Annotated in this window: 8 protein-coding genes; 2 read left to right on the top strand and 6 right to left on the bottom strand. The window is 63.8% G+C overall.

The window, feature by feature from the left end; all coding sequences use genetic code 11:
- The 6 genes from glgB to ACTIFJ_RS00645 all read right to left on the bottom strand — a co-directional run.
- Positions 1–1415 (bottom strand): 1,4-alpha-glucan branching enzyme (gene glgB / locus ACTIFJ_RS00620; protein ID WP_439532137.1); only part of this gene is annotated, 1415 nt, incomplete at its 3' end.
- Complete coding sequence (treS, locus tag ACTIFJ_RS00625) at positions 1412–4639, bottom strand: maltose alpha-D-glucosyltransferase (RefSeq protein WP_439532138.1); 3228 nt, start codon at positions 4637–4639, stop codon at positions 1412–1414. The genes treS and glgB, both read right to left, overlap by 4 nt.
- Positions 4636–7704 carry an alpha-1,4-glucan--maltose-1-phosphate maltosyltransferase gene (locus ACTIFJ_RS00630; protein ID WP_439532139.1) on the bottom strand — a complete coding sequence of 1023 codons (3069 nt, stop codon included), beginning with the start codon at positions 7702–7704 and terminating at the stop codon, positions 4636–4638. The genes treS and ACTIFJ_RS00630 overlap by 4 nt, the downstream gene beginning before the upstream one ends.
- A gap of 308 nt (positions 7705–8012) precedes the next feature.
- Positions 8013–9314: a diguanylate cyclase gene (locus ACTIFJ_RS00635; protein WP_439532140.1), complete on the bottom strand. Its 1302-nt coding sequence runs from the start codon at positions 9312–9314 to the stop codon at positions 8013–8015.
- Positions 9307–9669, bottom strand: a complete 363-nt coding sequence (locus tag ACTIFJ_RS00640) for a phosphonate transporter (RefSeq protein ID WP_439532141.1) — start codon at positions 9667–9669, stop codon at positions 9307–9309. Before ACTIFJ_RS00640 ends, ACTIFJ_RS00635 begins: the two co-directional genes overlap by 8 nt.
- 193 nt (positions 9670–9862) lie before the next feature.
- On the bottom strand, positions 9863–10720 hold the full coding sequence (locus ACTIFJ_RS00645; RefSeq protein ID WP_439532142.1) for a cupin domain-containing protein: 858 nt from the start codon (positions 10718–10720) through the stop codon (positions 9863–9865).
- Positions 10721–10871: 151 nt separating this feature from the next.
- Here ACTIFJ_RS00645 and ACTIFJ_RS00650 point away from each other — a divergent pair, with 151 nt between their 5' ends.
- Together ACTIFJ_RS00650 and ACTIFJ_RS00655 are read left to right on the top strand one after the other, a co-directional pair.
- Positions 10872–12593 (top strand): amidohydrolase, encoded by a 1722-nt coding sequence (locus ACTIFJ_RS00650; RefSeq protein WP_439532143.1) that lies wholly within the window; start codon positions 10872–10874, stop codon positions 12591–12593.
- A 50-nt stretch (positions 12594–12643) separates the two neighbouring features.
- Positions 12644–13618 carry a glucokinase gene (locus ACTIFJ_RS00655; RefSeq protein WP_439532144.1) on the top strand — a complete coding sequence of 325 codons (975 nt, stop codon included), beginning with the start codon at positions 12644–12646 and terminating at the stop codon, positions 13616–13618.
- The last annotated feature ends 94 nt before the right edge of the window (positions 13619–13712 follow it).

Genomic DNA, 13712 nt, shown 5'->3' on the forward strand with positions numbered 1-13712 from the left:
CCCTGCGATACCGGGGCGGACACGCCCGGCCAGGCGGTCGATTCCTCGGCGATCGTCATCACCCCGGGGAAGCGCTCGGCGACGACGCTGTTCAAGCGTTTGAGAAATTCGACGGATTCGAGATTTTCGCGTCCTCCATGGATGTTGGGCAGCCATTCGCCGGCGTTGCGGCTGTAATCGCGGTAGAGCATCGACGCGACGGCATCGACGCGCAGCCCGTCGATATGGAAGGTCTCCAGCCACCAGAAGGCCGATGCGAGCAGGACGCCCGACACCTCGCGCCGCCCGAGATTGTAGATCAGCGTGTTCCAGTCCTGGTGGAAGCCCTCGCGGGGATCGGCATGCTCATAGAGCGGGGTGCCATCGAAACGCGCCAGGCCGTGTGCGTCGGTGGGGAAGTGCGCTGGCACCCAGTCGAGGATCACGCCGATGCCCGAACGGTGGCAGGCATCGACGAACGCCGCAAACTGGTCCGGCCGCCCGAACCGGGCCGAGGGCGCGAATTGCGACAGCGGCTGATAACCCCAGGAGCCGCCGAACGGATGCTCCATGATGGGCAGCAACTCGATATGGGTGAAGCCCATGTCGACGACATAGGGTATCAGTCGTTCGCCCAGCGCCTCCCAGTCGAGCGTGCCGGTCGGATCCTTGGCTGGACGCAACCACGAGCCGGGATGCACTTCATAGATGGCGATCGGCGCGTCCGGCGCATGGCGCGCGCCGCGTTCGGCGAGCCAGTCGCTGTCTGACCAGCGATAGTCGGGCGGGGGCGCGACGATCGATGCAGTGGCCGGCGGCAGTTCGGTCTGGCGGGCCAGCGGATCGGCCTTCTGGACGATGCTGCCGTCAGCGCCGGCAATCTCGAACTTGTAAAGGGTACCGGCGCCGATGCGTGGGATGAACAGTTCCCACACCCCTGCGCCGTGACGCAGCCGCATCGGATGTCGCCGGCCGTCCCAGCCATTGAAGTCGCCGACCACCGCGACACGGCGTGCGTTCGGTGCCCAGACCGAGAAGGCCACGCCGGCGACCCCGTCCATTGTCCGGGGATGGGCGCCCATGACGTGCGCCAGATCGAGATGTCGGCCTTCGTTGAACAGGTAAAGGTCGAGGTCACCCAGTACCAGTCCGAAGCCATAGGGGTCCTCGGTCTCCTGCACGGCGCCGCCCGGCCATGTGATACGCAGGAGATAGAGTACATCCTCGACCTGCCGCCCGACGAACAGTCCGGGCGCAGGCTCGTCGAGCGTACCGATAATGCGACCGTCGTCGCGCGCGATCAGGCTGACCGCCTCGGCGCCCGGCTGAAAGGTGCGGACCTCGCCCTCATGGACGCCCAGCATCGCGAACGGATCGTCTAGCCGGCTTTCGAGCAATGCGGCGGTTGCGCCCAATAGGTTGTTGCGGGCATTCACGAGGGATCCTCCTGCAGCAGCCGCTGGGCGGCGCGCGCCAACCCGGCGCTCGGGACGCCGATCCAGCCGGGCCGGTTGGCCGCCTCATAGGCGACTTCATACGCCGCCTTTTCGAGCACCATCAGATCGAGCAGGGGCTCGTCCACGGACTCTGACACGCCGCGATAGCCGTCCATGAACGCCTCACAGGCGCTTCGACGGAAATCCTCGTAGCGTGCGTCGGTCCGCGCCTCCTCCGTCTCGGCCATGGCCGGGCGCGCGCGTTCGGCGACAGCCGCGGCATAGTCGAACGAGCGCAGCACCCCGGCGATGTCGCGCTCGGGCAGGTCCTTGGCCCGGCGCTCTGCCAGCGCGCGCATCGGCTCACCCTCGAAGTCGATCAGCATGATGTCGCTGCCGGTCACCAGCATCTGGCCCAGATGCAGGTCGCCATGGATGCGGGTGCAGGTGCGCCCTTCGGCCTGTCGGGCCACGGCCCGGATGCGCGCCGTGAGGGCGGCATGCTGGTCGCGGAGCCAGGCGGCCGCGTCGGCATCGTCCTGGCTCAAGGCGTCTTCGCCAAGGGTCGCCGCGTCCAGTGAACGCAGCGCCTTGTCGACCTGTGTCTCGATTCGCGCTGAGAGCCGGTCGGCATCGTCCGTCGTCATCGCCTCGGGCGAAAAGGCCTGGTCATCGCTCGGCGACGCCAGCACTGCGTGCATCTGGGCGAGCCGGCAGCCGATATTCCGGGCGAAATTCTCGTAGTTCGACGAGTTCCAGTCGGCATCGGTCGCCAGCCGCTCGAGCATCCCGAGCGTCCACGCCCAGCCGTCGCCCTGATTGTAGACGAAGCGCTGCACCAGCATCAGCAAGGTGGTTTGGTCGCTCTCATCGAGCCAGACCTCGCCGAGAATGGCGGGCACGTTCTCGAAGCCATTGGCGGCCAGATGGCGCACCATTTCGGCATCGGGATGGATGCCCGGCTGGACCTTTCGCAAGAGCTTGAGCACCGCACGTTCGCCCAGCACCATGGTGCTGTTCGATTGTTCGGCGCCGATCCATTCGGGCGCCGCATCGGGTTCGATGTCGAGCGCATCGGTCGCGGTGAAGCGCAGGGCGCCGTCGGTGACGGCCACCGTATCGCCGCGCCGGAGGGCGCCGATTACCGTCTCGGCGAACCCCGCCAGCGCGAAGCCATCGGTCAGCAGCCCCACCCGGCGTTCGCGCCGGACCCGGCCGATCGCCAGATTGGAGGCGAACGGGCCATGCTGTTCGCCCTCCCAGGCGATACCCAGCGGCAGCGTATAGGTCTGCGTGCCGGCGCCGGTGGTGACGTCGATCAGTGTCAGCACCAGATCGGTCGCCTCGGGCATGGCGATGGTGCGAATGACGCGCACCTGCCCGATCGTCTCGTCCTTTTCGCCGAACCAGCGACGATGCGCGACATAGCCGGGCAGAATCTCGCGCTCCAGCACCTGTGCATTGGCGCCCTGAGTGACGCCGACCAGATCGGGGCGCAGAACGAAGGTGTGGCGTTCGACATCGGCGCCCGGTGCCGCGCTCGACCAATCGGGCGCGTCCTCGTCGTTCGACAGCTTGAACCACAGAAAGCCATAGGGCGGCAGCGTCAGCAGATAGGGCAGTTGTCCGATCGCCGGGAAGGTGGCGCCACCGGATAGCTCGACCGGGGTTCGCCCGACGAAATCATGCAGGTCCAGTTCCACCGCCTGGGCGGTGCGTCCGAGATTGGCCACACAGAGCACGACTTCATCGCCCTGCTCGCGGAGATAGGCGAGGATCTTGCGGTTGGCGGGGCGAAGGAAGCGCTGGCTGCCGCGCCCGAAGGCCTGATGCTCGCGGCGCACCGCCAGCATGCGCTTGACCCAGTTGAGCATCGAATGCTGGTCACGCTCCTGCGCCTCGACATTGACCGCCTGGAAGCCATAGAGCGGATCCATGATAGCCGGCAGCGTCAGGCTGGCAGGATCGGCGCGCGAAAAGCCGCCATTGCGGTCCGATGACCATTGCATCGGCGTGCGCACGCCGTCGCGGTCGCCGAGATAGACATTGTCGCCCATGCCAATCTCGTCGCCATAATAGAGCACCGGGGTGCCCGGCATCGTCAGCAACAGCGCGTTCATCAGCTCGATCCGCCGGCGATCGCGCTCCATCAGCGGCGCAAGCCGGCGGCGGATGCCGAGGTTGATCCGCGCGCGCTTGTCGGCGGCATAGGTGTTCCAGAGATAATCCCGTTCCTCGTCGGTGACCATTTCGAGGGTCAGCTCGTCATGGTTGCGCAGGAAGATCGCCCATTGGCAGTTGTCGGGAATGTCGGGGGTCTGGCGCATGATGTCGGTGATCGGGAACCGGTCTTCCTGCGCCACGGCCATGTACATCCGCGGCATCAGCGGGAAGTGGAACGACATGTGGCATTCGTCGCCATAGCCCTGATCATTGGTATCGCCGAAATATTGCTGGGTATCCTCGGGCCACATATTGGCCTCGGCGAGCAGCATCCGGTCGGGATAATGGGCATCGAGATTGGCGCGGATCTTCTTGAGCACCTCGTGTGTCTCGGGAAGATTTTCGTTCGAGGTGCCGTCGCGCTCGATCAGATAGGGAATGGCATCGAGGCGAAGGCCGTCGACGCCGGCGTCGAGCCAGAAATGCATGACCGACAGCACTTCCTCGAGCACTTTGGGGTTGTCGAAATTGAGGTCGGGCTGGTGCGAATAGAAACGATGCCAGAAATAGGCCTTGGCTTCGTCATCCCAGGTCCAGTTCGACTTTTCGGTATCGCAGAAGATGATGCGGGTGCCCGAATAGAGCTTGTCGCTGTCCGACCAGACGTAGAAATCGCGCTCGGGGCTGCCTGCCGGCGCGCGGCGCGCCGCCTGAAACCAGCGATGCTGGTCGGACGTGTGATTGATCACCAGCTCAGTGATGACGCGCATGCCGCGCGCATGGGCGGCCTCGATGAACGCGCGAGCGTCATCCAGGGTGCCGTAATCGGGGCTGACCTGGCGATATTCGCCGATGTCATAGCCATCGTCCCGCCGCGGGCTGGGATAAAAGGGCAGCAGCCAGATCGCGGTGACACCCAGTTCGGCGATGTAATCGAGCTTCGCCATCAACCCGGCGAAATCGCCGATGCCGTCATCGTTCGAATCGAAGAAGGACTTGACGTGTACCTGATAGATGACGGCGTCCTTGTACCAGAGAGGATCCTGATCGAGACCGGTCATGCGATATCTCCGGGCGCGATGCGCCAGATGCGGTAGGGCAGATCGGGATCGAGACGGATGTGCTGGATCTTGCCGTGCCAGTTGAAGCGATGCCCCTCAGCGAGATCCTCGACTGCGATACTGTCGGTATCGGACAGGCCGAATTCCCACAGTGGCACCTCGAAATCGGCCTCCTGTGCGTTGTGCGGATCGAGGCTGACCATCACGAGGATCATGTCGCCGCCATCCGGCGCCGCCTTGCCATAGTAAATGATCCGGTCGTTGTGCGCGGTGTAGAAGCGTGTGTTGAGGTGTGTCTGCAAGGCGGGCCAGGCGCGGCGCAGGCGATTGAGCATGGTGATGTCGGCGATGATATTGCCGGGCGCCGCCCAGTCGCGCTGGCGCAACTCGTATTTCTCGGAATGAAGATATTCTTCCTTGTCGGGCACCGGCGCGGCCTCGCACAGCTCGAACCCCGAATAGACGCCGAACAGTCCCGACAGGGTCGCCGCCAGCACCGCGCGGATGCGGAACCCCGGACGGCCCGAGGTCTGCAGGAACAGCGGATTGATGTCGGGGGTGTTGACGAAGAAATGCGGCCGGTAAAATTCCTTTGGCGCAGTCGTCGTCAGTTCGGTGATGTAATCGGTAAGCTCAGCCTTGTTATCGCGCCAGGTGAAATAGGTGTAGCTCTGCGAGAAGCCGACCTTGGCCAGGCGATACATCATCGCCGGCTTGGTGAAGGCTTCGGCGAGGAAGATCGCTTCGGGATGCCGCGCGCGGACGTCGCCGATCATCCATTCCCAGAAGGGCAGCGTCTTGGTGTGCGGATTGTCGACGCGGAAGGTCTTTACCCCGCGTTCGATCCACAGCAGCACCACGTCACGCAACGCCGTCCACAGGCCGGGCACCGAGTCTTCGGCATAGAATTCGACGTTGACGATATCCTGATATTTCTTGGGCGGGTTTTCGGCATATTTCATCGACCCGTCCGGCCGCCACGCGAACCATCCCGGATGCTCCTTGAGCCACGGATGATCGGGCGAACACTGGATGGCGAAATCGAGCGCGATCTCCAGTCCATGGTCGCGCGCCGCGTCGACCAGCCGCAGGAAATCGTCGAGGCTGCCCAGCTCGGGATGTATCGCATCATGCCCGCCGTCCGGGGAGCCGATCGCATAGGGGCTGCCCGGATCACCCGGGGCCGGCGTCAGCGTATTGTTCGGTCCCTTGCGGTTGGCGGTGCCGATCGGGTGGATCGGCGGGAAATACAGGGTGTCGAACCCCATGTCGCGAACGGCAGGCAGCCGCGCAATGACGTCGGCAAAACTGCCGTGCTTGCCCGGCACAGGCGACTGCGAGCGCGGGAACAGCTCGTACCAGCTCGAAAAGCGAGCGGCCAAACGTTCCGCATCCAACGGCTGGACAGCGGACCGGACCACATGCGGCCGATCATCGGCCCGTGCCATCACCGTCGCCAGTTCGTCAGACAGCAACAAGGCTGCGTTGTCGTCGCGCTTCAACCCCGTGACGAATGTTGTCAGCGCCTTTTTCAGCGCGCCCTTCGATCGATCGCGCGCTTGCGTGACCAGCAACCGGCCCTCGGCATGATCGATCGAGGTTGCCACCCCAGCCGCGAGCTTCTTACGGAAATCGCGAGTGAAGCCGCCGAACCGGTCGAGCCATGCCTCGATGACAAATTCGTGCCGTCCGATGCGGGTAGTCGCGAAATCGGCCTGCCACCAATAGTTCGACAATTCCACCATCGGGACGACCGACCATTCATCGCGATCGGCAGGGCGCCACAGCAGTTCGGCCGCCAACTGCTCATGTCCATCGGCAAAGATCGATGCCTCGACCACGACCGTTTCGCCGACAACCCGTTTCACGGGAAACCCGCCCTCCACACGCGGGGAGACAGCCTCCACCACCAGCCTTGGCAGCCGCGCCGCCGCAACGGCGCCGTCTTTGGCGCTGCCGATCAGCACAGGCGGTGCGCGGCGGGCGGTCGTCACGCGGACCTCTGCCGGTTGCAGGTCGGCGAATGCGGCCGCATCCAAGGATGCAAATGCGGCCCCCGCCACTGCCAGCAAATCCGCTGCTGCGGGCGCGGGGTGAACGCTGCCCGTTGTGTTGATCAGCACCAGCGCCGCCGCGCCACAGTCGCGCATATCTGCGGTGTCGGCGCGCAGCAGGGCGACGACCGGGCTCCCGGCGCCATTCAGCCGCCTCATTTCACCCGCAAAAGGCATCACCTGCCGGGCGATTTCCACGACCTGCTTCGTCAGATCCGGGTGTTGCCGCACCATGCGCAGCGGAAAGATCATGCCATCCGCGGTGGCGGCAGCCACGGCAACGCTGGGTGCGACAAGATCGTCTGGCAGTTGTGCAAAATGCGGTTCCGCAATCAACTTTGCGACAGGCCACATGTCATGGCGTTCCTGCACGAGGGCGGAGGATCGCAAATTCCGACGGTCCACCGACGAAATCAGGCCATCGAGTCCGACCCCAAGCAGCGCGTGTCCGGCCGCACCAGTCAGCCCACGCCCACGCGCAAAAAACGCCACATCGGCCTTATGTGCCCGCAATCGGGCAATCAACATGCGGATGAAGTCCGGCGCTATCCGGTCGGCTTGCGCGAGACAAAAGCCGTGTACGCCTTGCTTGAGCAGTGCGACCAGTTGGTCCGCAATCACTGGCAGTAAGGCATCGATCGCGCCGTCATCGCGCAACCGGGCCTGGGCTTCACCCGCTGCGGGGGTCGCCACACGCGGATCGACCGGGCCCTCGCGTTCGACACTACGGCGCCCTGCAAATAGTGCCGGCTGGTCGGACACCAAAGGATGGCTGTTCGGAAACCGTGTAACGTCCACATCGAGCAGAAACGCCAGCCCTTCATTGGCGCAGCGTCGAGCGAGCCCGTCAGGCAGATTGCCCGCGGGTCCGAAATAGCCCTGGGCCATGGGCCACAACAAAGCTTCGAACCCCGCCGCAGCCCCTGCTGTCAGGATCATTGAATCGGGATAACCATCCTCGACATTCGAATCAGAAATAGCAGAAAGCATGCAGGGATTGGTCGAAAGCAAACGATGTCTCCGGTCGAGCTGGATGCCAGGACAACAGTCCGCCTTGCGCACATGTTCCCGCCCATGCCGAGATTTGCCGACGCGAACTCGGGCGCATAGTTGATCCGCTGCTTCGCCGGATGCGCGCCTGGCGGTGCCGCGAAAGAGGGAGAGCGCTAGCAGCCGAGCGCAAAGCGCGGCGCGAGCAGACCACGATCGTGCCGAATTTACGAAGAAGTTTGAGACCGGGAAAGCACCGCCAAATGGCATGCATCCGATTTCATCCAGGCAAGATCCTCAGAGCATCTTGTTTTTCCGCCTGACCGCTTTCAGCCCGTTGGCTCGACCCGGTTTCGTCCTGCCTTTTTGGCATTATAGAGTTGTTCGTCGGCGGCTTCGAGCAGATCGGAAAGTGTGTTGGCCGGATCGGCCAGCGTGGCGCAGCCCAGACTCGCGGTGATGCGCAGCGTTCCCCCCGGTACCGCCACGGTCAGGGACCGAATGCCGTCGAGCAGGCGATTTGCCGTGGACCGGGCGGCATCGAGGTCGGCCGCGGGCAGCAGCGCGACAAATTCCTCGCCGCCGATGCGGGCGAATGTTTCGCCAAGGCGCAGCAGAGACAGGCATCGTTCCGTCACGGCCTTCAGCACGGTATCACCGACGCTGTGACCGTGCGTATCGTTGATTGTCTTGAAGTCGTCGAGATCGATGGCGATCAGCGCCAGCGGCCTGCCCTGGCGTATGCTTTCAAGGCGTTGCCGCTCGGCAATTTCGAAGAAATGGCCCCGGTTGCAGGCTCCTGTCAGGTGATCGGTGGTCAGCATCTGCTTCAATTGCACGCTGCCCAGGCCACTGCGCGTGACATCCCGCAAGACCACGGTGTAGCCGATGATCAGGCGGTCCGGCCCGCTGCCATCCTCGCTGCGCGCGGCGATCAGGCGTTGACACCAGTATCGATGCCCGTCGGCGCGTTGCCGCCACCCCTCATCGAGATGCCAGCCGTCGCGTTGTGTTATCAGCAGCTGGTCGGCGGCGGAGAAGGCGCCACGCTCCGGGGTGTCGATCTCGTCGAGCGGCTTGCCCAGCATAGAGACAGGCAAATGGCCTGTCTGTCTGGCCGCTGCAGCATTGGCGGCGTCGATCCGGCCTTCGCGATCGAGCGACAGCACCGCATAGTCGTTGACGCCGTCGAGCAGCGTGGCAAACCATGTCTCGGCCTGTTTGAGCCGGCGTTCCTGCGCCACCTGGCTCGAGACATCCGACAAGGCGATGATGAAGCGATCGGCACGCAGCTTCACGAGCTTGCAGGCGAGAACCATGGGATCGGTGAGGCCATTCCTGCCTGCCGGACTGACAAAGATCCGATGCCCGTCGCACACAACACCGCGGGGTGCGTCAAAACCCTGAATGATGTTGCGTAAGTCCGGTGACAGCCGCCACAGCGTCTTGAACAGATTATCGGCTGCGCCACGTGAGGTAATCGACATCAGCATCTGCATGGCCAGCGGATTGATGATCTGGATCGAGCCGTCGGCCGATGTCTGGGCCAGACCTATTGGAGCGGCATAGAGAAATTCCAGCAGTTCCTCATTCTGCTCCGCCAGCCCATCGGAGTCGACAGCGTCAGACATTGCGCTCGATCAGGACATAGCGGAGCGCAACTTCTGGCGACTGAAGCAGGCGCAATTTCACAGGGGTCGGTTTCATGCGGAGGGTCAGGACGTAATCCAGGGTGGCATCAAGTGCCGATTCATCCTCGAAACGTTGCGCCACCATGAAATTGTTCATGCACTGGGCAATATCGTCAAAGAAGTGAGCGCCTATTACTTTTGCCCTCGGCAAACCGGCCAGCCGTGACTCAGTAGCGTTATAAACGTCGGCAAACCCTTCTTTTGAAAGGCCAATAACGCCGAACGGCAATCCATCCAAGGCGGCATCGTCGAGAGTTGCCAACGATGCTGCAGTAATGGTTGAAAAACTGTTCATGTAACGAACCTCTGGCACCGCGAACGCCGACTTCGCCTACGGCAGATCAGGGTTCAGGCGCAATAGGTCAATTGTTACAGCACCGAGTGCTACTATAGTGTAAAGAATGCGGACACTGAATTTTATTACAACTGTGCGAGGTGGATCGGAAGCGACCTCCAACGAGCGATGAGGGTGCATCCTGTAGCGGCAATCACCAGGCGGCCGCCGCCACATAGGGGACCAGCGCCAGATGGGCGAGGTCAGGCGGCAGTACCGGCGCATAAGGGGCGTCGAAGGCGAAGGGGGCCTCGTCTGTCGACCACAAATTGACATGGCGGCCCCCGACGAAACGGACCAGCGAGACGGCGCCCCAGCGGGAGCCGAACGGGCCATGGGCGATGCCCGGCGGGCGCCAGAAATAGGCGCCGGGGTGCATCGTGCCGTGCGGGCCGGTGAGCGAGCCGGCGACGACATAGGCTTCCTCCACGACGGGATGGCGCTCGGTGGGGCCGCGGCGGCCAGGCGGCTCGCTCTGCGGCAGGATCAGCGAGAGGAACGTGCGCTCCCCGGTGACCGGATCGCGGCGCAGGTCCTTGCGGCCGATGCCGAGGTGCCTAAGCTTCGGGTCATTGAGCGTCATGTCCCAGGCCATGTGCAGCACGTTCTGGAACGGCACGGCGGCCGGATCGGCTTCGGCGCGGCCATCGCCGGCACCTGCGTGCAACACAGGCTCGGCATCGAAGAAGGCCAGCAGCACGCAGCCGGCAGGGCTGGCCATGTGGTGTCGGGTCCATCCAGCAGGCAGGAAGGCATAGCAGTCTGCGGCATAGACGCGGCCGTCGACCTCGAGACCGCCGTCGAGGACGTAGAATTCCTCGGCGGCTCCCAAATGCTCGGGGCCTTCGCGCGTCCAGCCGGGTGGATAACGCATCAGCACCGAGCAGGCGCCGGTGGCGACGTCGTGGGACAGCAGCTTGTATTCGGCGTCGGTGCGCGCCAGCCCGGGGCCCAGCCGGCGCCATGGCAGCATCTGGGCCTGGACGAATTCGATATGGGGTCGGTTGGGCATGGCCTATCCTGCATCATCGGTGGGCGGGCCGAATTGATCTGGCGCAACAGGCATTCCGTTCGCTCCCGCAGCGGATTGACTCGTGCAATCTTTGGGGTAGCCTCGTGATGGGGAATGCGGGGCCGGGGCCCTGCCAGCAGGGGGTGGTCACATGAGGGGTTTGCGCAGCCGTCGTGGTTTTCTCGAGCAATGCGGTCTTGGCGGATTGACGCTGACCGCCGGCGCCTGGGGCGGGCCGGCGCTGGGCGCGATCGCCGGGCAAGACCCGGACCTGATCGTCATCAACGGCGTGGTCGGGACAATGGATCCCGCCAAGCCGACCGCCCAGGCGTTTGCGGTAAAGGGCGACCGCTTCCTTGCGGTGGGAACCACCGAAGAGATGAAGTCGATCGCCGGGCCGCGGACGCGCATCGTCGATGCCGGCGGCGGCATGGTCGTGCCTGGGTTCAACGACACCCATAATCATGGCCGAGGCGAGGCGCTGCTCTACGGCGTCAACGCCGGGAACCCTTATGTCGTCGAATATGTCACCATCCAGAGCATCATCGACAAATTAAAGGCCCGCGCCGCCGAGACCCGGCCCGGCGAATGGATCGTCGCCAATTTCTACGACGACACCAAGATCAAGGACAAGCGCCCGCTGACGATCCAGGACATCGACAAGGCCAGCACCGAGCATCCGATCGAGGTGCGGCTGCGTGGCGGCCATGCCTCGGTGTTCAACAGCAAGGCGTTCGCGCAGGCCGGTGTCACCAAGAACACCCCCGACATCCTCGGCGGCACCTATGAGAAGAACGAGAAGGGCGAGCTCAGCGGCCGCGTTACCGATAATGCCATCCGCAAGATGAACAGCTTTGGCGTGCGGACCGTCTATTCGCCCGCGGAAGCGGCCGATCGGGCGCTCAAGGGCTTCGAATTCATCTCGGGCAAATTTGCCGAATTCGGCCTCACCAGCGTCTCCTATGACGCCGGCGATGATCTCATCCCGACGATCCAGGGTGCCCGCGACCGCAAGAATCTGAAGACCTGGATCAGCTATGATGCCAGTCCCGCCGTCGTCGATGGCATGATCCAGGCCGGCGTCGGCAGCGGCTTCGGCGATGACTGGTTCCGTTTCGGCGGTACAAGGGAGCATTCGCTCGATGGCGGGCTGTCGTCGCGCACCATGTCGATGACGCGGCCCTATATCGGCGTTACCCCGGCCTACAAGGGCAACCTCGTCGAGCTTCAGAAGGATACCAATGAATGGGCCGAGCGCGTCCACCGCGCCGGCATCCGCATGAACATGCATGCCAATGGCGAGCCATCGATCCAGCAGGCGCTCGATGCTTATGATTATGCCCAGAGCCGCTTTCCGCGGCCCAACACCCGTCCCAAGCTGACGCATTGCTCGCTGCCAAGCGCCGAGCAGATGAAGCGCATCAAGGCCGCCGACGCCCAGCCGTCGATGTTCAGCACCTATATGTACTATAACGCCGATAAGTTCCGCTATTATGGCGCCGACATGGCCGAGCATATGATGCCCTATCGGGACATGATCAATGCCGGGATCAACGCGTCTACAGGCTCCGACTTTTATCCTGGCCCGTTCGATCCGCTGATGGCGATTCAGGGCATGGTCACCCGCAAGGGCTTCAACGGCGAGACCTGGGGGGCGTCGCAGAAGGTCACGGTAGAGGAGGCAATCCGCTGCTCGACCATCGCCGGTGCCTATTCGACTTTCGAGGAAAACACTAAGGGCTCGATCACCCCGGGCAAGCTTGCGGATTACGTCATCCTCTCCGATGACCTGTACAAGGTGAACCCGGAGAAGATCATTGACGTGAAAATCGTCGAGACGGTGGTCGGGGGCGAAAGCCGCTATCACGCCTGATCGGGGCGGCGATTGGCCATCGCGGGGATCGTTCGCTAAGGTCGCTGGCGATGGAGATTGTCGCAATTGATCTTGGCGGAACCCATGCGCGGTTCGCCATTGCCGAAGTGGTCGATACCCGGGTGGTGGCGCTGCACGCGCAGACCACGCTCAAGACTGGTGCCCACGCCAGCCTTGAAAGCGCCTGGACGGCGTTTGCCGACCGCTGCGACCGGCCGCTGCCACGCGATGTCGGCATTGCCGTGGCCGGATGGGTGTCGGGCGACAGGCTCAATCTCACCAATATTCCTTGGGTGGTGCGGCCCTCTGCGATCCCGTCCAGCCTGGGCGTCGACCGCTATACGCTGATCAATGATTTCGGCGCGGTCGGCCATGCCATCGGCCAGCTGGCGCCGTCGGATTTTCGCCATGTCTGCGGGCCGGACCGGGCGTTGCCCGAGAGCGGGATCATCAGCGTCATTGGCCCGGGAACGGGGCTGGGTGTCGCCCATGTACTGCGGTCAGGTGGCCGCGGGCTCGTCAGCGAGACCGAGGGCGGTCACATCGACTTCGCCCCGCTCGATGTGATCGACGATGCGATCCTGGCACGGCTGCGCCCACGCTACCGGCGCGTGTCGGCCGAGCGGATCGTCTCCGGGCCTGGTCTGGCCAATATCCATGAGGCGTTGGCAGCGATCGAGGGCCGGGCGATTGCCGATATCGACCAGATCACCCTGTGGAAGGCGGCGATGGCCGGGACCGACCGGCTGGCGGCGGCGGCGCTCGACCGTTTCTGCATGAGCTTCGGCGCGACGGCCGGCGACATCGCCCTGGCACAGGGCGCGGCCGCGGTGGTAATCGCCGGCGGGCTCGGGGCCCGGCTCGTCGACCATCTGCCAGACTCTGGTTTTGCCGAGCGTTTTGTCGCCAAGGGGCGGTTCGAGGCGATGATGGCGGCGATCCCGGTCAAGCTCATCGTCTATCCAGAGCCGGGACTCCTTGGCGCGGCGGCAGCCTTCATTGAGCAGCATATGCACCAGATTTGATCCTCGTCCAGCGGATCAAAAGCCGCCGGAAACTGTTCATATAGATGGTGATTCGATGCTCATGGTCCCTGCAGTCAGGGATCGTCCGGAACGC

Source organism: Polymorphobacter sp., assembly GCF_051860865.1.
In the GTDB taxonomy this organism is placed as follows: Bacteria; Pseudomonadota; Alphaproteobacteria; order Sphingomonadales; family Sphingomonadaceae; genus Sandarakinorhabdus.